We start from the raw sequence: 20468 nt of genomic DNA, 5'->3' as shown, positions 1-20468 counted from the left end.
CCGAAGGTGCAGCCCCGTCCGCCGAGGTCGTCAGCCGACCAGCGGCGGCACCTCGTAACGGCGCGGCGTGCCGAAGCGGTGCGCCGTGATCGACACGGCCTGCTCGCGCAGGAACGGCAGCAGTTCGACGTGCCCGGCGCGGGTGACCTCGCCGGCGTACACGGCCACCGACGGCGAGCCGTTCGTCGCCTCGGCCACCACCACGGGCGATCCGCCGAGCAGACGGATACGGCCGCCGGTGCGGGCCAGACGTGCGGCGCGGCGGCCCCAGTCGGCGGCGTCCTCGACCGAGGCCCGAACGCCCACGCCCTCGAGCCACGCGCGCACGGCGGGTGAGAGCTCGCGCGCCGAGCTGACCGTCACCGTCGAGCGGGCGCGGACGCCCGCCGCGACCACGCGCACCAGCGCGGCCTCCGAGGCGTCTTCGAGGCGCACGGTCACGGGCACCGCGGCGTAGCGCAGCACGTTCTGCTCCGACTCCAGGCCGGTCACGTCGCGGGCCAGCGAGAACTCTTCGGCCCAGGCGGCGGCGTCGCTCGAGAGGGCGGATGCCACCCACTCGCGGTCGGCCGCGGGCACGGCGGCCAGCGCCGGGGCGGCGAGGGCGTCGGGCGTGCGGGGCGCCGAGGTCTCGGCATCCGCCCACGTTCCGAACCCGTAGAGGTAGTGCGGTCCGCCGGCCTTGGTGCCCGCGCCGACGGCCGACTTCTTCCATCCGCCGAACGGCTGACGCTGCACGATCGCGCCGGTGGTGCCGCGGTTGACGTAGACGTTGCCCGCCTCGATGCGCGAGAGCCACTGCTGGATCTCGGCCTCGTCCAGCGCGTGCAGACCCGAGGTGAGGCCGTATTCGATCGCGTTGACGATCTCGATCGCCTCGTCGAGCGTCTCGGCGGTCATGATGCCGAGCACGGGCCCGAAGTACTCGGTGCGGTGGAACTCGCTGCCGGGCTGCACCCCCTCACGAATGCCGGGGCGCCACAGCGACCCCTCGTCGTCGAGCTTGCGCGGCTCGACTACCCAGCGTTGGCCGGGCTCGAGGCTCGTGAGGGCCTTCAGCAGCTTGCCGTTCGCGGGCTCGATGAGGGGTCCGATGCGGGAGGCCTCGTCCCACGGCAGGCCGACCTCGAGGGAGGTGACGGCGTCGACGAGCTGGTCGCGGAAGCGGCGCGAGCGCGCCACAGATCCGACGAGCACGACGAGGGATGCCGCGGAGCACTTCTGTCCGGCGTGGCCGAAGGCCGACATCGCGACGTCCTTCGCCGCGAGGTCGAGGTCGGCGCTCGGGGTGACGATCACGGCGTTCTTGCCGCTCGTCTCGGCCAGCAGCGGCAGGTCGGGGCGGAAGGAGCGGAACAGCTCGGCCGTCTCGTACGCCCCGGTGAGCACGACGCGCTCGACGGCGGGGTGGGTGAGCAGCTGGCGACCGAGGTCGTTCTCCGACACCTGCACGAGCTTCAGCACCTCGCGCGGGACGCCGGCCTCCCACAGCGCCTCCACCATGACGGCGCCCGAGCGCTCGGCCAGGCCCGCGGGCTTGATGACCACGGCCGAGCCTGCGGCGAGGGCGGCGAGGGTCGAGCCCGCGGGGATCGCGACGGGGAAGTTCCACGGCGGGGTGACGACGGTGACGCCGACCGGGGTGAAGGTCGCGCCGTCGACGGTCTCGAGCGTGCGCGCCTGCTCGGCGTAGTAGTGGGCGAAGTCGATCGCCTCCGACACCTCGGGGTCGCTCTGCTCGATGACCTTGCCGCACTCGGCGCCCATGACCTCGAGCAGGTCGGCGCGGTGCTTCTCGAGGGCGTCGCCCGCGCGGTGCAGGATCTCGGCGCGCGTGGCGGCTCCGAGCTCGCGCCAGCCCGCGGCGGCTGTCGCGGCGTCCTCGATCAGCGCGTTCAGCGCGGCCTCGTCGGTGATCGTGTGGTCGGCGATGGTCTGCGCGCCGAGGGTCGACTCCTCCATGCGAGCGACGATCGCCCGCGACCAGTCACGGTTGGCCTCGATCGCCGGGTCGGAGTCGGGGGTGTTGCGGAAGCCGTGCGTGGGGGCGGAGGCGGCCTCGGCCGACCGGTCCTGCACGCGGTTCGAGGCGGGCACGCCCCCGGGCATGTCGGCGAGCGAAGCGAGGAAGCGGTCGCGCTCGCGCGCGAACAGCGCCTCGTGGGTGTCGAGGTCGAACACCGCCGACATGAAGTTCTCGCTCGACGCGCCCTCTTCGAGGCGGCGGATCAGGTAGGCGATCGCGACGTCGAACTCCTGCGGGTGCACCACGGGGGTGTAGAGCAGGATCGAGCCGACCGTGCGACGCACGACGGCCTGCTGCGCGGTCGCCATGCCGAGGAGCATCTCGACGTCGATGCCGCCGGTCACCCCGCGGCGCTCGGCGAGTAGCCAGGCGAGGGCGACGTCGAAGAGGTTGTGCCCGGCGACGCCGATGCGCACGTGCTTCGTGTGCTCGGGGCGCAGCGCGTAGTCGAGCACGGCCTTGTACGAGGCGTCGGTGGCCTGCTTCGAGGGCCAGGTGGCAAGCGGCCAGTCGTGCACATCGGCATCCACCCGCTCCATCGGCAGGTTCGCGCCCTTGACCACGCGCACCTTGATGTGGGCTCCCCCGGATGCCACGCGCGCGGCGGTCCACTCCTGCAGGCGGATCATCGCGGCGAGCGCGTCGGGCAGGTAGGCCTGCAGCACGATGCCGGCCTCGACGCCGTGGAACTCGGGCTCCGACAGCAGCGTCTCGAAGACGGCGAGGGTGAGGTCGAGGTCTTTGAACTCCTCCATGTCGAGGTTGAGGAAGGTCCCCGTCTCCTTCGCCACGCGGTACAGGGGGCGGAGAGCGGCGACCGCGTCGGCGACGGCGGCGTCGAAGGCCCACGGCGTGTGCGGGGCGACGGTGGACGACACCTTGATCGAGACGTAGTCGACGTCGTCGCGCGAGAGGAGCTTGCGGGTGCCGGCCAGGCGGCGCGCGGCCTCTTTCTTGCCGAGGATCGCCTCGCCGAGCAGGTTCACGTTGAGACGGATGCCGTCGCCCCGGCCCCGGATCGAGGTGATGGCCTCGCCGAGCTTGCGGTCGGTGGCGTCGACGATGAGGTGGCGCACCATCGAGCGCAGCGCCGTGCGGGCGGCGGGCACGACGACCTGCGGCAGGATCGGGGCGGCGAAGGCGCCGAGGCGGATCGCGGCCTTGAGGTGCAGCGGCAGGAAGCCCGGGATGAGCGGGGTGAGCGCGGCGAGGTTGCGCGCGGCGACGCGCACGTCTTCGGGGCGCACGACGCCGTCGACGAAGCCGACGGTGAAGTCGAGGCCGTGCGGGTCGCGGAGGACTCCCGCGAGTCGCTGGGCGGCGGCGTCGACGGGCTCGTCGCGGCTCTCGGCGAGCCAGCGGCGCACGAGGGCGATCGCCTCGTCGGCGAGCTCGTGCGGAGAGACGAGCGCGGCGGGGGTGGTGCCGGACGTGGTGTCGGGGACATCGGTGAGCGACATGGCGATCCTTCCTCGGATGCTCTCAGCATGGGGCTCGCGTCCGTTCGAGAAAAGCGATGATTCCTGACGCATACTGTTCGATGAAGTCGAAGGGATGCCATGTTCGATCTGCGCCGTCTGCGCCTGCTGCACGAGCTGTCGGTGCGGGGCACCCTCGCCGCCGTCGCGGAGGCGCTCGCCTACAGCCCGTCGACCATCTCGCAGCAGCTCGCACTGCTCGAGAAAGAGGCTGGCGTCCCCCTGCTCGAGCCCGACGGGCGCCGCGTGCGCCTCACCGCGCAGGGCGCCGCCCTCGCCGCCCACGCCGCGCGCATGCTCGCCGCCGACGAGGCCGCGCGCGCCGAGCTCGAGCGCATGCGGCCCTCCCTCGCCCCGGTGCGCCTGGCCGTGATGCAGTCCGCCGCGCACGGCCTTCTCCCCCGGGCCCTCGACGCCCTCGCCGAGAGCGAGCCGCAGCTGCGCGTCGAGGTCGCCGAGCTCGCCCCCGAGGAGGGCCTGTTCGAGGTCGCGGCGCGCGGCTTCGACCTCGCCGTCGCCGAGCAGTACCCCGGGCACACGCGTGAGCACCGCGAAGGCCTCGAACGCGGACTCCTGGGGCGCGACGCCATCCGCCTCGCCGTCGCGCACGACGACCCCGCGCAGCACCTCGAAGACCTTCGCGAGCGCGCGTGGGTCATGGAACCGGTGGGAACCGCCGCCCGACAGTGGGCCACGCAGCAATGCCGGGCCGCCGGGTTCGAGCCCGACGTGCGGTTCGAGATGGCCGACCTCACCGCTCACGCCCGGCTCGTGGCATCCGGTCATGCCGTGGGGATGATCCCCGACCTCGTCTTCGCGGGCGAGGCCCCGCCCGTGCGGCTCGTGGGTCTTCCCGGCCAGCCGCGGCGCGAGGTGTTCACGGCCGTGCGCCGCGGAACCGCCGACCGCCCCGGCGTACGCGCGGTGCGCGCGGCACTGCAGGTGGCGTACGACCGGGGCGGCCGGTAGGGGCGCGGTTACTTCGTCAGCGCGATCTCGTTCGGCGTCTGCTCGAGCGTCGCGCTCTTCACGATCTCGCCGGTGGTGAGGTCGACCGCGTGTACGGCGTTCTTCGCCGGCTCGGTCACGTAGGCGAGGTCACCCGAGACCTTGATCGCGGGGTGGGCGTCCTGCCATTCGACCGGGCCCTCCCACGGATCGATCACGGGGAACGCGTCGGTGAACTCCCCCGTCGCGGGGTCGAGCACGTGGATCGCCCCGTCGGATGCCAGGACGTAGGCGAGATCACCGGGACCCCGGGCCACGTCGCGGAAGGTGTACTCCGCCCCCGCGGGCATGTCGACCACGCGCTGGGTCTTCGCCGCGGTGTCGATCAGCGCGAGGCGGTGCAGCAGGTAGCCCTCGGCGTCGCGGTCGTCCTTGTAGTCGCCGACGATGAGCGCACTGTTCTCGCTCACGTACGCATTGCCCATGCGGCCGTAGGGCTGGTCGGGGGCGGTGAGCTTCGTGAAGGTGCCGCCGTCGTAGACGAGGGCGCCGTTCTCGCAGCCGAACACAACGACCTCGTCCTTCGCGGTGCCCTCGCCGTGCACGCCGGGGCAGTCGCTGCTCTCGGCGATGGGGGCACCGGAGGCGTCCTTCGCCACCACGCCGTTGCGGCCGTCGGCGTTGCCCACGGTGGTGAGGAAGGTGCCGTCGGTCAGAACGATCGACACTCCGTGGTGCGCCTCGATGCCCGGGATGGTCTCGACTTCGGGGAGGGAGTCGGTGGATGCCAAGAGCGCATCGGTGTCGAAGATGGTCGAGTCGCTCGTGCCGTCGGCGTACAGCACCGTCTTTCCGCCGTGGGTGACGACGTGGCCGGGCTTCGCCGCCTCGAACACCAGGTCGGTCAGCTCGGGGGCGGTCGTCGAGGTGCCGGCATCCAGCACCTGGAAACCCGCGCTCGTGGTGACCATGACGTGCCGTTCGTCGCCGGCCGGGTTCAGGCGGGTGAATTCCTCCGAGGGGAGGTCGGCGACGGTCTCGAGGGTGTCGCCGTCGAGCACCAGGATGCCGCCGGGGTACGACAGGGCGACGCGGGTGGCGGTGTCGGTCGCGGGGCTCGACGCCGGGGCCGCCGACCCGGGGCCGGTTCCGCCGGCGCACGCCGACAGGGTGACGGTCGCGCCGATCGCGAGGGCGACCAGGCCCGCGCGGGGCAGGGAGAAGCTGCGCATTCGTGTCTCTTTCTTCAGGTGGGGTGGGTCTCGTCAGGGTGAGAGCCCGGTGGCGATGCGCTCCGTGTTGACGCGCATCATGGTCAGGTAGTCGGGGGCGTCGCCGCTCGCGTCGGTCAGCGATTCGGTGAACAGCTCGGTCACGACGACGTCGCGGTCGGCCTCGTCGGCGAGGGCCCGCATGAGGCGGTCGGGCGAGGAGCTCTCGGCGAACACCGTCGGCACGCCCGCCTCGTCGATCGCCGCCACGAGGTCGGCGAGGTCGCTCGCGCTGGGCGCGGCGAGGGTCGTCCCTCCCGGGATCACCGCTCCGACGAGGCGGAAGTCGAAGCGCTCGGCGAGGTAGCCGAACACGTGGTGGTTGGTGACGAGGGCGCGTCTGTCCGCCGGGATCGTCGCGAACGTCGCAGTCATGTCGGCATCCAGGGCCTCCAGCTGCGCGCGGTAGTCGGCGGACCGCGCGGTGACGGCCGGGTCGCCCAGCTTCTCGAGGGCCGGGGTGAGCCGGTCGACGACGGCGATCATCTGCGCGGGGTCGGTCCAGAAATGCGGGTCGTCGGCTCCTTCGGCATCCGTCGACGTATACGGCAGCACGCGTACGGCATCCCCGGCCACGACCGTCTCGACTCCGGCGGCCGCAGCGGCGTCGAGGTGCTGCTGCAGTCCCTCCTCGAGCCCGAGCCCGTTGGTCACGAGCAGGTCGGCCGAGCGCATCCGCGCCGCTTCGGCCGCGGAGATCTCGAACGAATGCGGGTCGCTCCCGGGGCGCATCAGGGTCAGCACCTCGATGTCGTCGCCGACCAGCTGCGAGACGACGTCGCCGAGGATGTTCGTCGACACGACGACGAGAGGGCGGTCGGATGCCGTGCCCCCGGCGCATCCGGCGAGGATCAGGGCGACGGCGGAGAGGGCCGCGACGGCGAAGCGGCGCACCTCAGCGCCCCGTCTCGGCGACGAAGAGCGGGGTCCGCGACGGCGTGAACTCCCGCGCGATGCGTGCGTCGTCGGCGAAGTCGATCTCCCACAGGCGACCCTCGGCGGGTCCGTTCAGGTAGGCCCGCTGCTGGTCGGCGACGAGCGACACGGGCTCGCCCGCGGCGAGGCTCGCGCCCACCAGTGCCGGCGTCTGCGCCCGCAGCTCCCCCGTTGCACCGTCGAGCACGAGCACGCGCCCGTCGGCGGTGAGGGCGAGGAGGTTCTGCGCCCTGTCGTCGACCGCGGTCGCCTGCACGACCGCCTCCGGGGTCGGCACGAGCGTCCACGACCGCTCCCGGGTGTCGAGCATCCACACGCCCGCTTCGCCCGCGACGGCGGCGACCGTCGGCCGGCCCTCGCGATTCGCGAAGGCGCTGGCGCGCGGCGCGGTCGCGGCAGCGGGGTAGGGGATGCGTTCGACGACGGGGACGGCATCGGCGACCGTCACCAGCAGCGCCCCGTCGCGGCATCCGATCACCGCTCCGACTCGGGTGGTGATCGTGCCGCTCGGCTCGACGCACGGAGCGGTCGCCCCGATCTCCGTGCCGTCGGCGGCGTGCAAAGTCACCTCGTCACCCGCGGCGACCGCGGCGAACGACCCGGCCGGCACGACCATGCCCGCTCCGGCCGCGCGCTCGAGACGGAACAGCTCGACGATCTCACCCGCCGACAGCGCCTCGGTGTCGAGCAGCACCGCCTCGCCGGAACCGGGGAAGAACACACCCGTGCCGCCGGTGGTCGAGGAGTTCGAGGTCGCGACCGTGGCGACCCCCTCCCCCGCGACCTCGCCCACCACGCGAGCGGGCGCGCGGTAGTAGTGGAAGTGGTCGACGTGATCCCACGTCCACACTCCGCTGTCGACGATCGAGAGCCCTTCGGCATCCGCGGCGAACAGGTAGCGGCCGTCGGAGTGCACCGTCTCCGGCGCACGCACCCGTCCGAGCTCGGCGGTGGTCTCGTCGAGCAGGTCGAGGTGCGACACGTGTCCGTCGGGGTCGATGGTGGTCAGACCGAGAGCGGGCTCGGCGAGTTCGGACGCGCCGGCGATCGCTCCGTGCGTGTCGACCGGTTCGGCGGCGGGGCCGTCGACGGGGGCCGCGCAGCCGGTCAGGGTGACCGCGCCGAAGAGGCCGACGGCGGTGAGGCGTCGGGAGAAGAGGTGGGGCATGGGGGCTTTCCGGATCAGGCGGATGAAAGGACAGGGGATGCCGTGCGGCGGCGCACTGCCACGATGACGCCGCGGAGGGCCCACGACAGCCCCGCGGCGACGATCGCGGTGGCGGCGATGGTGGCGCCGGCGGCGGTGGCCGCGTGCCACGACACGACGAGGCCCACGGCGACGGCGGCCGTGCCGATGGCCGCGGCGAGCACCATGGTCGATACGAGGCGGGTCGTCCACTGCCGCGCGGCAACGGCGGGAGCGACGAGCAGTCCCACCACGAGCAGCGACCCGACCGCCTGGTACGAGGCGACCACGGCGAGGGTGACGAGGCCGACCAGCACGGTCTGGGCGAGTCGCGGTGCGAGGCCCAGCACGCGTGCGACGCGTTCGTCGACGGCGAGCGCGACCAGCGACCGGTGGGCCAGGGTCGCCGATCCCACGCCCACCGCAACCGCGATCGCGAGCACGACGAGGTCGTCGACGCCGATCGCCAGGATGTCGCCGAAGAGGATCGCCGTGGCATCCGTCGCGAAGCTCCCGGCGTGCGAGATGACGATGACGCCGAGAGCGAGCATGCCGACGAACAGCAAGCCGATGCTCGTGTCGTACGAGAGCTTCGCGCGCCTGCGCAGCGCGCCGATGCCGAGGCTCATGGCGACGGCGCTCGCCGCGGCGCCCACCAGCACGGGCAGTCCGAGAACGGTGGCCAGAGCCACGCCGGGCAGCATCCCGTGGGCGAGCGCCTCGCCGAGGAACGCCATCCCCCGCACGACCACCCAGGTGCCGGCGACGGCGCACAGGATCGCCACGAGCGTGCCGCCGAGCATCGCCCGCTGGACGAACTCCAGCGCGAACGGATCGGTGAGCGAGGTCATGGTGCTCGACCGTAGCGTTAAGTGAGAACGATTCTCAAACTCATATAATGGATGCCATGACCCCCCAGGCCCTGATCGGCACAGACCTCCGCGCCGACTACGGCGGCATCGCCGCACTCGCCGAGGTCGACGTGGAGATTCCCGAGGCCGCCCTCACCGTGATCGTCGGACCCAACGGAGCGGGCAAGTCGACGCTGCTCGAGATCCTCGCGGGAGCGCGTCCGCCGGCATCCGGAATCGTCGACGCCGGACCCCGCTCGCGAGCCTTCGTCCCCCAGCGCGCGGCCATCGCCGACGACCTCCCCCTCACCGTGCGCGACGTGGTCGTCGTGGGCGCCTGGGGCGGCGCCGGACTGCTCGGACGGGTCACCGGCGCGCACCGTCGGGCGGTGGATGCCGCGATGCTCAGGCTCGACATCGCGGATCTCGCTCGGCTCCCGTTCTCGAGCCTGTCGGGCGGCCAGCGCCAGCGCGCCCTGCTCGCCCAGGGCCTGGCGCGCACCGCCGACATCCTGCTGCTCGACGAGCCGACGACGGGGCTCGACGCCGCCAGCGCGGCTCTGAACCACACGGCGATCGCCGACGAGGTCGAGCGCGGGGTCGCCGTGGTTTGCGTCAGCCATGACGACAGACTGATCTCGTCAGCGAATCAGGTGATCCGCGTCGAGGCAGGGCGACTCAGGCGCGAGAACGAACCCGCTCGGTGATGCGACGCAGCAGTTCAGCCGCCGCCCGCGCGCTCTCGACCGGCTCCGCGGCCACGGCGCGTTCCACCTGACGGGGGAAGCTGCGCAACGCGGACCACGGCTCGGCCTCGAGATCGATCTGCAGGTAGATGTGGTTGACGCGGCGATCTTCGGCGTCGAGTTCGCGGCGCAAGAGACCGCGGCCGATGAGCCGATCGACGAGGGTCGTGACCCCCGCGGCCGTCACACCGAGGTGACCGCGCAGATTCGAGGGGCGGATACCGGGTTCTTCGCCGATGCACCGGAGGGCCTCGGCCTCGAGCTCGCTCACGCCGAGGTCGATCCGCGCTTTCGCAATGCTCTCGTCGCGCACCGCGACGTATTCGTCCAGCGCCTGCATCAGCACAGAGGTGTGTGCCACTGTCACCACCTCCTCGGCGTAGCCCGGCCGGCCACAACCCCACCTTAGTGAAGATCTCGAATATTTTGCGAAGTTAATTAATCCGGTTAAATTTCTGGTACCTTAGTGATTAGCCCGACCGACCCCGACTGAAGGAGATCGTCATGGCAAAGCTTTACTACGGTTCTGACACCGCTCCCATCGCCCTGCCCGACCGTCTGATGGGTTACATCAAGGTCATCGCGTCGACGAAACTCCGTCGCGGAGAATCGTTCACGCTGACGTGGACCGGCACCGCCGAGGAGCCCGGTCGCTCGACCATCTGGCTGCAGCCGGCCATCCCCCTGCGCTTCGTCTTCGACTCGGTCGAGCCGGAGCAGCTCGTGGGCGACTACCTCCGCAGCCTCGCCGACCAGGCCAACGCCGCGTCGGGTCTGGTCATCGACACCCGCACGTGGGAGTCGGCCGAAGAAGCGACCCGCACTCCGGTGCGCTCCGCGCGCCCCGTCGGCCGCTCGGTCCGCGCCGCCTGATAGCACGAATGACGCCCGCTCGCCCGAAAGGCGCAGCGGGCTTCATACTGGTCGGACGCGTGACGCTCACGCGCCTGGATCGGAGACGCCCGTGCCCGTACGCACGCTGATCGACATGGCCCTTCTCGACGCGTGGCTCGCGGAGTTCCGGGCGATGGGCTACCTCACCGGCAGCGACATCCGCGTTCTCGAGCGTGACGACGAGACCGACCCCGACACCGGACTCATCGTCGTCGACCTGACCGAGGCGAAGACGGTTACCTATCTCCAGCCGATCGCCGGCGGCGACGGCAGCTGGAAGGCGACGATGGAAGCCCGCGAGGCCACCATCGAGCTCGGCTGCGTCGAACTGGTCAACCTCGGCAACGAGCTCAACGTGCTCGGCGCCCTCGTCTCCTTCCTCGAGACGAAGTCGAAGGCACTGCTCGCGGCGAGCTGAGCGCGGTCACGGCGCCGACGACACCGTCGTCGCCCGATACCGTTCGGCGACCGTCTCGAAGGCCGCCGCCAGTTCGCGCGGGCCCACCACCTGCATCGCGGTTTCGAACCGACCGAACGATGCCGCCAACGACCCCCACGACCACGATCCCGACTCGAGGGCGCAGCGCCCCTCGTCGACCACGGTCACGGTTCCGTCCCCCGCGAACGGCAGCACCTCGTGCGCCGGGAGGTCGAGGATCACGGTGCCGCGGCAGGGCCACTCGTTCACGTCCGACCCCTTGAAGCGCGCGGAGACGAATTCTTCGACGTCGCCACCGGGCACGGCGCGCGGGGTGAATTGTGGTCCGTTCGGCGTGCGCGGCCGGACGCGGTCGACGCTGTAGAGACGCCAGTCCTCGCGATCGAGATCCCATCCGAGCAGGTACCACCGACCGTTCGAGGCCACGACGCGCACGGGCTCGCAGCGACGCGCAGGCCCGAAGGCAGGGCCGTCGTCCACCGCGTCGCGGGGCGGATAGTCGAACCGCAGCACCTCGTGCGCGCGGGTCGCCTGCGCCAGGGTGACGAGCACGTCGAGCGAGAGCGGCATGGGCGCTGCGTCACCCGCGCCCCGGACCGTCGTGACCTTCAGCGCGTCGAGGCGGCGACGCAGACGCTCCGGCATCACCTGCCGAATCGTCCCCAGCGCTCTGCTCGCGGCTTCCTCGATGCCGGCGCCGATCGCGGGGAGGGTCTGTAGGGCGAGGGCCACCGCCACCGTCTGATCATCGTCGAACAGCAGGGGTGGCAGGTCGTCACCGGGCCCGAGGCGATATCCCCCGTCGGGGCCCATCGTCGCCTGGATCGCGTATCCCATCTCGCGCAGCCGCTCGATGTCGCGTCGCACCGTCCGATCGCTCGTGCCGAGCCGCACGGCCAGAAGCGAGCCAGGCCAGTCGCGCCGGGTCTGCAGCAGCGACAGCAGGGCGAGCAGTCGGGCGGTGGTGGTCATGCGATTCACGCTACGCGGGGTCTAGGACAGAAACGCGCCTATACGGGTGGGACTCTTCCTGTATCGGGCCACCCGGGCCCACTCGGACAGGAGCATCATGACCATTCAGACGACCACGCACCTCAACTTCCGCGGCGACGCCCGTGCGGCGCTGGAGTTCTACCAGAGCGTCTTCGGCGGGCACCTCGTCGTCAACACCTACGCCGACTTCGGCATGCCGGCCGAGGTCCCGGGCTCCGACAAGGTCGTCTTCGGCCTCGTCGCCGGCGAGAACGGCTTCCGCGTGATGGGCTACGACGTCCCGGGCCTGACCGACGGACCGATCGTCGGCGGAGGCTCCACCCGTCGCGAGAACGGCACGACCGTCACCGACCAGGCGGTGTTCGTCTCCCTCAGCGCGGACACCCTCGAAGAACTGCAGGGCCACTGGGACGCCCTGGCCGTCGGCGCCGTCGTGGTCGAGCCGCTGGCCGCCTCGGCGTGGAGCGCAGGGTTCGGCATGCTCACCGATCGCTTCGGCGTGACGTGGAGCATCAGCGTCTCCGCCTGAGCCCCAGACGAATCCCGCGGGAACGAGAAAAGGGCACCCGATTTGGGTGCCCTTTTCTTCGTGGTGGGGTATCCCCGCATCTCCCCGTTCCCTTGAGGCTCAAGGGATCGCGCGAACGGTTTCGGCGTCGTTTCTCACCGCTTCCCATCGCTATTCCCACACGGGTCCCGCCCGCCCCCAGCTGGCCAGGACCCAGCACCTCACGTGTCGGGGCCGCCACCCCGGCAGCATTACCCCAAGCCTGTTTCGCGTCGTCGCCAATGTTGTTCTCGCGCCTGGCCCCACCCGTCGAGCAGATTCGCCCATGGGGAGTCTGTCTTGTCTAGGAGCATCAGCGCGCCGTGACTTGGTTCAGCCCACTGCACGCTCCGCGCACAGCGAGCATGCTGTCCGGCTACGCCGGGGGCTCGGAACTCGACTGCGCAGCCATGGCCTGAGAGACAGTCCGCGTCGCGGCTCGCTGGGCGGGGGTGTGCGCGACGGGGTAAGGCGTCAACGGTGGGAGGCTTGGGGGCGTGAGCGATCAGCCATCATTGTTTGACTTCGAAGAGCCTGAGCAGCCGGTCGAACCGACCACCTATCCCATGACTCCGGATCAACGGGTCGTTATCGGCGGCCACTTCCGCACCCTCGGCATCGTCGACGCCCCCACCCAGTTCGAGGTGGTCGCCGAATTGATCGGGGTCCGGATCTCCCGCGTGCAAGACCTCACAGCCCGACAAGCGGTCACCCTGATCGGCCGGCTGGAGAGCCGCGTTGCTGCAGGTGGACGCAGCGCGACTGGAAGCTCGTGGGACCAACGTGATCACGACACCTGGATCGACCGCCTCTAGGGGCCGAGGCGGCCGTGACCACGTCGGTGGCTTTGCCGCGCATAGTCAGTTCATGAGCAACTTGCATCTCGCCCCCGGGTACACGCGAGAACCCCGACTCCCGCATGGCAGGATGGAGGGCGGGCGCAGGGAGACCGTGCCCAGCGAGCCGGGGGCAGTCGAGATGGCATACGGAGCAACGGGGCAGACGCGGCCCGAAAGCCCACCACGGTCGGACGCACCGGGGCTCATTCGCAGTCCGTTGCGCCACCTCGATACGGCTCACGTGAGCGCTAGCGCCCGCAGCGAAAGCCGTAACCGAGAGATTCAGCTGCCTCCCGTCACCACGTACCGATGGTGGGCCCGGCGAACTGAGGCGGTCAACGGGGCACTCATCGACGCCGCTGCGCTTGACCGCGGCCAATCACTGCTCATCAGCGATCCGTTCGCTGGAGGCGGAGTCATTCCCCTCGCTGCGGTTGCTCGTGGCCACCGCGTCTACGCCCAGGACCTCAACCCCTGGGCTGCTCGTGGGCTGAAGGCGATGCTGAGCTCGCCGGCCAGAGCCGACCTCGAAGAGGGATTCGCCGCACTGGCCCAGCGCATCACGGCGCTGACCGAGGCGGCGTATGGGACAACCCTCTCGGACGGCGCTCGAGGTGAGATCTCGCACACCTTCCGCGTCGCCGTTGCAGCCTGCACCCACTGCGATGTGCGCAGTCGCATGTTCCCGCACGCTCTGGTCAGTCTGTGTGCGCGCGCCGAGCGCGGGGAAAGCGCCGCATTCCTAGCCTGCGCCCGAGGTCATCTGTTCCGCGGGTTGCGCGACGGAACGCAGGGGTGCCCGCAGTGTCAGCTCACCGTCGAGCCGTCAGCAAACTACACCGGACGGCGCATCATCCGTTGCTGGTCGTGCGGGAAGGACGACAGGCTGAGCGAGCGCGCCGAACAGTCCAGCTATCGGTGGGAACCCGTGCTGGTCGAACGTAGTAGCGGCCGGCGACGCGAGATCGACCTGCCGCGCCCGGCTGAGGTTCAGCAGGCCGAAGACGTCCGGTGGAAGCCCGTACGTGATCTCGGGGAGATCCCAGACGGCCAGGAGACCGCGGTGTTGCTGCGCCACGGGTTCCGCCGCTGGCAGGACTTGTACCCTCGGCGGCAACAGATACTGACTGAGCAGTTGCTCGATGAGGTTCAGTATGTTGCGAGCGACGACCGTGTAGGAGATGCGCTGCGGCTAGCCATCATTGGGACGACCGAGATGGCCGGTTTACTGTCCCGCTGGGATCGGTTCTACCTGAAGAGCTTCGAGTCGATGGCAAACCATCGGTTCAACTTCACAACGTTCGCGGCCGAACCGAACGTGTGGGGTACACGAGCCAGCGGGCGTGGGACAGTGCTGCGGCGCGTTGCGAGGATGTTGTCCGCAAGCGATTGGTGGTCCTCGCGCGTGGGTACGCCTATTTCGGCCGCGTTTCAGGATGTGACCCAGTCGAGCTCGACGGGGTCATGGGAATCGCCAGTCACGGTGGCATGGGGTAGTTCCGAACGTCAGACGCTACCGGACGGTTCCTGCGACCTCGTCCTAACGGACCCGCCGTACCACGACGATGTCCAGTACGAGGAGCTCTCACTTCCTCTTCGCGCGTGGGCGGGGCTGCCCACGACTGCCGTCTTCGGGGATGTCGCGGTAAATCCACGCATTGCGCGTGAGGAGCCGCAGGCCGACCTTCTCGCCCGCATCTTCCGCGAGTGCCGTCGGACACTCCGCGCCGACGGGCACCTCATTTTCAGCTTCGCAAACCGCGATCCGCGTGCGTGGATTGAGCTGTTGGGCGCGTTGCACAACGCGGGCTATCGCACCGCCGGGACCGAGATCATCCATAGCGAGAACGAGTCGGACGCGGCCAAGCGTAACGTCCGCGCGTGCACACTCGACCTGATCCTTGATCTGGTGCCGCGCGGGTCCCGGCCCGTGCTGCAGCACTACCCGGGTGCAAACGACGGCGACGAAGCGAGCTTCCTCAGCCTCGTATCCGGGTACGTCCGACAGGTCGGCGAGCTCCCCGACGGGTGGGCGGAAAAGATGCGAACCGAGCTCAGTGAGCACCCGTTCTTGCGTCCAACGGCAAGCCGGGCGTGAGATCGGCCAATGGCATCGACACTTTGACGCTGGCCCATCGAGCAAACTCGCTCGTATCCACGGGAAGGTGGGGTGCGAGCGCCTCGCTCCTGCACCACCCGAGAACACGGTCGTCGCCGTCGAGGCAGACCGCTACCAAGGACCAATTCCGGTCCCGGGCGGCGAAATCCGCCTCGTTGCGCGAGAGGTAGAACTCGAATTTGTTGACAGCCACACGAGTCGCTTTGACTTCGAGACGGTGGCGAGTACCGCCAGTGTCGATGGAGGTGATGTCGTATCCCAGCTCGTCGCTGATCTCGCTCACCCGGCAAACAAGATCAGCAAGATCCGAGCGTCCGCGGTCGCTGAGGTGTGCCCGGCACGTGGCGACGACCAGCTCCTCGCCACGAAGGCCCAGCTCTTTAAGCTGCTGAGTATCCACCGTCCGCGCCAGGCTGAGGAGGTAAGCCTCCCGCTCCTCCACCGTTCGCATCATCTTGGAGAGCACTGACGCCGCGTCGTCGGGGACATTGTCCAAGTGCAGGCCGCGTTCGTCGACGAGCCCCCACAACCAGAGGGGTCGCTCCTGAAGAACGAGCGCGCGAAACAGCATCTCGACCGCGTCCTGTTGAGGCATGCGCGTCATCGCCTGCAGGTCTTCGACCGGGAAGATGACATCGTCGACTATCTTCACGAGGCTCGCCCGCTCTAGGACTTCCTGTCCTGCACGGAGCGCGTCGTGTCGGTAGAGCCCGCCGGTGACCATCGAACGGTAGCTCTTATCGGCGGTGTGCTGCGGAGTACCGGAAGGGGTGAGAACGGACGCCGCGAGAGCGGCTGCCTGCAGAAGGTACAGCGACGTACTCACGCGCTATCCCTCGCCCCGGAGATGCCGGAACAACGCTTCGAGGTCCTGGACATCTACGGGATCGCCGTACTGATCATTGGAGGGCAACGCCATTGTTTCGATGTCGGGGTCGTCCAACATCTCTCCCAGCAGCGTCGCCTTCGCTTTCACTCGCGCGTCGATGACCTCGTCGACGGTGCCACGCGTGACGAGAAAGGTGATGCGCGTCTCGTCGTCCGGTTTCAAGCCGAGGCGGTGAATCCGGTCCAGCGATTGCAGATACTGACCTGCGTTGAAAGTGCGGTCAAGGTAAACGGCGTCGTGAGCGTCGTGGTGCAGGCTGACGCCCTCACTCATCGCGGCGGGGTTGGCAAGAAGCACTTTGCAAGGTCCGTCCTTATCGCGAAAGCGCGCCAACTCCTGTTCTCGGGTGACATCGGACTCGGAGGCGCTGGCCTCGGGAGGGATGGCCCCGTAGATCGTTGCCGGTTCATAGCGGGACAGCAGACGCTTGAGGGTGTGGATGTTTCGGACAAAATTTGTCCAAACGAGCGTTTTCCGTCCCTGTTCTGCGTTCTCGTGCACGATGCGGGCGAGCTGCTCGAATTTCGTCGGGGTCTCGTACTGGTTGTAGCGCCGGATGAGTTCCCACAGTGTCGAATCCGGGGGCACGTCCAAAGGCGGGTGTCGGAACTCGTCAACGTCGTCCGCCGTCGAACCCGCGGACAGCAACTTAGGGTTGGTCGCTGCCTCGAGCAGGTACATCACTACGGCACCCATACGAACGAGTCGCGCTCGGTCGTTCATAGACACGGCAAGCGCGCCGCTATACCGGTCTCGTAGCGCAGCGTAAATTTGCGACTGCAACTCGCTGGGGTCGACGGTCACAACTCTCAGTTGCGGGTCGCGCAATTCCAAGTCGGACTTCTTGGTGCGAACGAACAGCGGTCTGATCGCTTCAGCGACCCGCTGCCCCGCATCCGGAGCGGCGGGCAGACTGAGTGCGTCCTGCGGAAGGATCCTGCGCGCCTGCCCCGGCCACAGGAAATCGATGAGCGCAGTGAGATCCCCGGGGCTCTGCGGCGCAGGGGTGCCGGTCAGGATATCTCGTCGAGCGGCCAGCGGCGCCATGTTCAAGCACGCGGTCCCGAACGCACCGTCCCACCCCCGCTTCATACGGTGCGCTTCATCGAGCAGCAGCAGCGTCGGCCGCTCGCGCGCCCAGGCGGCAAGCGCGTCGAACCTGTTATCCAAGCGGTGATAGTTCACCAGCACGATCTCGGCGTTGGGGATGGTGTCCCCCGTTACGCTCGCGATTGTAGGTTTGGCTCCGTCGAAGCAGTCGTTGATCCCGTCTTTCCATGCTTCGAATGCGGACAGCGGCGCGACGACAAGCATTTGCGCGACGCGACCGGCGATGCGTTCGGCCTCGTAAGTCGCGAGCGCGACCGTGGTCTTGCCTGCACCCGGTACCGAGAAGTTCGCACCGTTGTCCAAGGCCAACAGCTTCCCGAGGTCACGAACTTGGAAGGGGCGGAGAGTGCGGGTGAACCGGGTGCCGCTCAGCCGCTCTTGCACTTGCGCGGCGTCCAATGCGGGACCCTCGGCCAAGATGGTTCGCAGGCGCACCCGATCCTGCTGAAGTGAGCGCATCAGTGACGACAGAGCGTCATCCCAGTCGATGCTGACAACGAATTGCTCGCACGCCCTTTTCAGCCAGTCCGTGCGCCGCAATACCCGGTCGACGGTCGTGTCGAGATGGCGACTCACATCGGCACCCCCTGTCCCCCATTCAGAAAGAAGGGTGAACCAGAAAGCGTCGGGGACGTCGTTGCGCGTCGCGCGTACGGTGGTCCCGCGCAGCGCGAGACTGAGACGAGCCGTCACGAAGCGATGACCTCTGCCTCGGGCAGCTGCTCATCGAGCGTGTCGCTGAGCGACTCGTATGCTCGCTCCAGCTTCTCCACGGCGCGGTCGAAGGCGTCTCGGTCGAAGCCCGGATCCGTTCGAACGTCCTCAAAGGCGGCAAGGGCATCGTCAATACTTCTTGCCGCCGATTTCAACAACCGAGTGGGAGCACTCAGGGTGTCGCCCGCAGCTGCGTTCTGGTCGCGGCTTTTCAGCGCCACGACGAACGCGTTCTGGATTGCAGAACGGATAGTCACCGTCGATACCGTTGTATCCGGCTGGTCTCCCACTCCGGGCAGCGACACTTCGCCTTCAGGGTCAGCTCGGGCAATGAGGGTGAGAAGCCGCTTGAAAGATGCCGGTGTCTGCGTCCCCGGGCCGTCATCCTCATCGTCGTCGTCGTCGAGGAAATCGAGCCCATCGAGGGGTGCGTCCGAATCGGTCTCGTTAGAGGAAAGGAGGTCCTGAACTCGGCCTGCGAGGACGCCATCCTCTTCCAACGCGTCGACGATGTAGCCGTCGATGAGGGCGCCGTCGATACCGCGGATCTTCCTGTAGTCGACCCGTGACAACATGGCCGTGAGCTGGGCGTACTTCACCCGGTCTGCTGCCTCGCGATCCTTGTTCTTGCTGGTCTGATAGTCATTGTCGATCTCGATCAGAGCCTGGCGACTGTCGTCCAAGTCGGTGTAGACGAGGTTGCCTCCGCCGAGCGCGACGAGCTCCTTCACCAGGGCAAGCAGACGCAATTCCTGCTCAACTTCGTTCTTCGCCTTCTTCAAGTCGGAGGCGTTGCTTGTCAGATCGGGCCGGAGGTGTCGACCGATCTCATCGATGGTGCGACCGCTCGTTACAAGATCAGCGATGAACAGCAGCTGCGAGGTGAAGCTGTAGTCCTGTTGGATGTTGACGGCCATCTGCAGCCGCAACTCGATCTCGTTGAATTCGGTGTCTTCTGCGTCCGAGGGCAGGATAACGACGTTGATGTACTGCTGACCGAGCTCGCGCAGAGCTACGGCGCGGGTGTTGGCATTGATGAGCACACCGGCATCGGTGATCACGCCTTCGTGGCGCTGGTCTTGCACGCGGAGCGTCTCAAGGATGCGCTTGTACCCCGCAGTCTCCCGAAGGAGGTCAGAAATCAACTTCTGTGCGGGGGCGCCGAGAGGGTCCTCTTCGAGGAGCTTGCGCTTATCTTGCGGTAACGACTGAACCTGGCCTCCGATACGGTGGCTGCCGGGATTCAGCAGGACGTAGTCCAAATTCACTCGAGCGACCGGCAGGGTGATGGTCTGGCCCTTGTAGAAGAGCTGAGCCGCCGCGGCGGAGCCTTCGGCAACAGCGGTCTTAGCCGCCTCTTGCGCCGCAGCGATGACCTGTCTGCGGGCTTCGTCGGTAATGGGCTGAGTCATCAGGCTCCTTCGTATTGCTGTTGCAGGGCCGCGACCAGATCGGTGCGACCGCGATCAGTGAAGACACGCCCTTCGAAGGCATGGAACAGCCCGAGCGTCTCGGTTCGTGATTGCCACCCCGGGCCGGCCAGCAGCAGGTACGCAGGGATAGTGAGCGCCAATGGAACCGGGAGAAGGGTCGCCGCGGTCTTCCGCGCGGTTCCTCCGTCCTGGGCCACAGCTACACAAACGGCCGCTGCCGGGGTGCCGTTCGAGGACCGAACAACGATGGCGAGCTGGCCGATCCGTTTGCCGGGCGCGCACACCTCCTCGGAGAGGTAGCGTGCAGATTTTGTGTACGGACGATCTTTGATGCTGGCGCGGAAAGGCACGCCGGCGGCTTGCAGGTCGTCGCAGATGTCGGAGACGACATCTATCCGCACGGACGCACTCGTCCGAGACCGATGCGCGAGCCAGGTGCCCCCGGCGGCGCGTTGAGCGAGCAGCGTCCCAAGGGACACGCCGTTGGCGTGCGAGCTGTCGAGCACCTCGTCCGGGGGCAAGTCCGAAGTAATCACTTCAACGGGCGCACGACCGCGCGTCACGCGGGCGAAATGCACAAGGGCCACAATCGAGGCAAATTGCAGGGGTGTCAAAAAGGGCGAAGGTTCGGCCGGCAACTCCACCGACGAGAGTCGCCGGGCGTCCTTCCATGTGAGACCCGCGATCTGAAGAAAAACCTCCATGACGTTCGTATCCTGCGCGAAGGCGCGCTGGAGGTCGTCACCACGCACGGCCGACAAGGGGCGGAAGGCAGCGAGCAATCGGAGAGCGGCATCGCACTGCGTCGGGGTCAGCGCGACCTCACCGCTCATCGCAGAGCTGTCCACGTCACTCGCCAACAGGTCACGGGACACGCGCCACAGCGCCTCATCCGCGAGAGGAAGTTGCGAGGAAGTCGCCTTGAGTAACGGACCGAGAAGCTGCCGGCTGTCGTTTGTGGTGAGCCGCCGCCCTTCAGCGACCCATGCGATAGCGGAGCTTGCGTTCAATTTGCCGGTGCACGCGCGCAGCACGCGCACGTCATCCTC

18 protein-coding genes are annotated in these 20468 nt (G+C 68.6%); 7 read left to right on the top strand and 11 right to left on the bottom strand.

Features of this window, described 5'->3' with window-relative positions; translation table 11 throughout:
• Positions 1-30: 30 nt before the first annotated feature.
• Positions 31-3486, bottom strand: a complete 3456-nt coding sequence (locus tag FS769_RS08895) for a bifunctional proline dehydrogenase/L-glutamate gamma-semialdehyde dehydrogenase (RefSeq protein WP_144832589.1) — start codon at positions 3484-3486, stop codon at positions 31-33.
• Between the two features lie 99 nt (positions 3487-3585).
• Between FS769_RS08895 and FS769_RS08890 the strand changes: the two genes are divergently transcribed.
• The gene (locus tag FS769_RS08890; protein ID WP_144832586.1) at positions 3586-4473 is read left to right on the top strand and encodes a LysR family transcriptional regulator; all 888 of its coding nucleotides are present in this window, start codon (positions 3586-3588) and stop codon (positions 4471-4473) included.
• 8 nt (positions 4474-4481) lie between these two features.
• On the opposite strand, the gene aztD is transcribed toward FS769_RS08890, so the two are convergent.
• From aztD to aztB, 4 genes are read right to left on the bottom strand one after another with little or no spacing between them, the layout of a single operon-like run.
• A complete protein-coding gene (gene aztD, locus FS769_RS08885; protein ID WP_144832583.1) occupies positions 4482-5684 on the bottom strand; it encodes a zinc metallochaperone AztD in 1203 nt (400 codons plus the stop codon).
• Between the two features lie 33 nt (positions 5685-5717).
• Complete coding sequence (aztC, locus tag FS769_RS08880) at positions 5718-6617, bottom strand: zinc ABC transporter substrate-binding protein AztC (RefSeq protein WP_144832579.1); 900 nt, start codon at positions 6615-6617, stop codon at positions 5718-5720.
• Position 6618: 1 nt separating this feature from the next.
• On the bottom strand, positions 6619-7827 hold the full coding sequence (locus tag FS769_RS08875) for an ABC transporter (protein WP_144832576.1): 1209 nt from the start codon (positions 7825-7827) through the stop codon (positions 6619-6621).
• Between the two features lie 14 nt (positions 7828-7841).
• The gene (gene aztB / locus FS769_RS08870; RefSeq protein ID WP_144832573.1) at positions 7842-8696 is read right to left on the bottom strand and encodes a zinc ABC transporter permease AztB; all 855 of its coding nucleotides are present in this window, start codon (positions 8694-8696) and stop codon (positions 7842-7844) included.
• A gap of 56 nt (positions 8697-8752) precedes the next feature.
• Here aztB and aztA point away from each other — a divergent pair, with 56 nt between their 5' ends.
• Complete coding sequence (gene aztA / locus FS769_RS08865; protein WP_186325489.1) at positions 8753-9403, top strand: zinc ABC transporter ATP-binding protein AztA; 651 nt, start codon at positions 8753-8755, stop codon at positions 9401-9403.
• Here aztA and FS769_RS08860 read toward each other — a convergent pair.
• Complete coding sequence (locus tag FS769_RS08860) at positions 9375-9803, bottom strand: MarR family winged helix-turn-helix transcriptional regulator (protein WP_144832567.1); 429 nt, start codon at positions 9801-9803, stop codon at positions 9375-9377. The two genes, aztA and FS769_RS08860, sit on opposite strands and share 29 nt — an antisense overlap.
• Positions 9804-9946: 143 nt before the next feature.
• On the opposite strand from FS769_RS08860, the gene FS769_RS08855 reads away from it, so the two are divergent.
• Positions 9947-10315, top strand: coding sequence for a hypothetical protein (locus FS769_RS08855; protein ID WP_144832563.1), 369 nt, complete (start codon positions 9947-9949; stop codon positions 10313-10315).
• 91 nt (positions 10316-10406) lie between these two features.
• Complete coding sequence (locus tag FS769_RS08850; RefSeq protein ID WP_144832560.1) at positions 10407-10754, top strand: hypothetical protein; 348 nt, start codon at positions 10407-10409, stop codon at positions 10752-10754.
• A gap of 6 nt (positions 10755-10760) precedes the next feature.
• Here the strand turns inward: FS769_RS08850 and FS769_RS08845 are convergent, their stop codons facing one another.
• Entirely contained in the window at positions 10761-11747 is a 987-nt protein-coding gene (locus FS769_RS08845) for a YafY family protein (RefSeq protein WP_144832557.1), read from the bottom strand.
• 97 nt (positions 11748-11844) lie between these two features.
• Between FS769_RS08845 and FS769_RS08840 the strand changes: the two genes are divergently transcribed.
• From FS769_RS08840 to FS769_RS08830, 3 genes are all read left to right on the top strand, one after another.
• Positions 11845-12297 (top strand): VOC family protein, encoded by a 453-nt coding sequence (locus tag FS769_RS08840; protein ID WP_144832554.1) that lies wholly within the window; start codon positions 11845-11847, stop codon positions 12295-12297.
• Between the two features lie 515 nt (positions 12298-12812).
• On the top strand, positions 12813-13130 hold the full coding sequence (locus FS769_RS08835) for a hypothetical protein (RefSeq protein ID WP_144832551.1): 318 nt from the start codon (positions 12813-12815) through the stop codon (positions 13128-13130).
• Positions 13131-13395: 265 nt separating this feature from the next.
• On the top strand, positions 13396-15252 hold the full coding sequence (locus FS769_RS08830) for a hypothetical protein (RefSeq protein WP_144832547.1): 1857 nt from the start codon (positions 13396-13398) through the stop codon (positions 15250-15252).
• Here the strand turns inward: FS769_RS08830 and FS769_RS08825 are convergent.
• From FS769_RS08825 to FS769_RS08810, 4 genes are read right to left on the bottom strand one after another with little or no spacing between them, the layout of a single operon-like run.
• A complete protein-coding gene (locus FS769_RS08825; RefSeq protein ID WP_144832544.1) occupies positions 15209-16099 on the bottom strand; it encodes a DUF3883 domain-containing protein in 891 nt (296 codons plus the stop codon). The two genes, FS769_RS08830 and FS769_RS08825, sit on opposite strands and share 44 nt — an antisense overlap.
• Before the next feature lie 3 nt (positions 16100-16102).
• Entirely contained in the window at positions 16103-17965 is a 1863-nt protein-coding gene (locus FS769_RS08820) for a DEAD/DEAH box helicase (RefSeq protein WP_144832541.1), read from the bottom strand.
• Positions 17962-19398, bottom strand: coding sequence for a hypothetical protein (locus tag FS769_RS08815; RefSeq protein ID WP_144832538.1), 1437 nt, complete (start codon positions 19396-19398; stop codon positions 17962-17964). The genes FS769_RS08820 and FS769_RS08815 overlap by 4 nt, the downstream gene beginning before the upstream one ends.
• On the bottom strand, positions 19398-20459 hold the full coding sequence (locus FS769_RS08810) for a hypothetical protein (RefSeq protein ID WP_144832535.1): 1062 nt from the start codon (positions 20457-20459) through the stop codon (positions 19398-19400). The genes FS769_RS08815 and FS769_RS08810 overlap by 1 nt, the downstream gene beginning before the upstream one ends.
• Positions 20460-20468 lie beyond the last annotated feature (9 nt).

Source organism: Microbacterium sp. BH-3-3-3 (assembly GCF_007679045.1).
GTDB classification, from domain to species: domain Bacteria; phylum Actinomycetota; class Actinomycetes; order Actinomycetales; family Microbacteriaceae; genus Microbacterium; species Microbacterium algihabitans.
This window is presented reverse-complemented; position numbering and strand designations above follow the sequence as displayed.

What these genes read in the sequence shown, in the direction of transcription:
- FS769_RS08815 (WP_144832538.1), bottom strand. Translation starts at nt 19,398, where the DNA reads ATGACTCAGCCCATTACCGACGAAGCCCGCAGACAGGTCATCGCTGCG.
- aztD (WP_144832583.1), bottom strand. Translation starts at nt 5,684, where the DNA reads ATGCGCAGCTTCTCCCTGCCCCGCGCGGGCCTGGTCGCCCTCGCGATC.
- FS769_RS08855 (WP_144832563.1), top strand. Translation starts at nt 9,947, where the DNA reads ATGGCAAAGCTTTACTACGGTTCTGACACCGCTCCCATCGCCCTGCCC.
- FS769_RS08840 (WP_144832554.1), top strand. Translation starts at nt 11,845, where the DNA reads ATGACCATTCAGACGACCACGCACCTCAACTTCCGCGGCGACGCCCGT.
- FS769_RS08875 (WP_144832576.1), bottom strand. Translation starts at nt 7,827, where the DNA reads ATGCCCCACCTCTTCTCCCGACGCCTCACCGCCGTCGGCCTCTTCGGC.
- FS769_RS08890 (WP_144832586.1), top strand. Translation starts at nt 3,586, where the DNA reads ATGTTCGATCTGCGCCGTCTGCGCCTGCTGCACGAGCTGTCGGTGCGG.
- FS769_RS08895 (WP_144832589.1), bottom strand. Translation starts at nt 3,486, where the DNA reads ATGTCGCTCACCGATGTCCCCGACACCACGTCCGGCACCACCCCCGCC.
- aztA (WP_186325489.1), top strand. Translation starts at nt 8,753, where the DNA reads ATGACCCCCCAGGCCCTGATCGGCACAGACCTCCGCGCCGACTACGGC.
- aztB (WP_144832573.1), bottom strand. Translation starts at nt 8,696, where the DNA reads ATGACCTCGCTCACCGATCCGTTCGCGCTGGAGTTCGTCCAGCGGGCG.
- FS769_RS08845 (WP_144832557.1), bottom strand. Translation starts at nt 11,747, where the DNA reads ATGACCACCACCGCCCGACTGCTCGCCCTGCTGTCGCTGCTGCAGACC.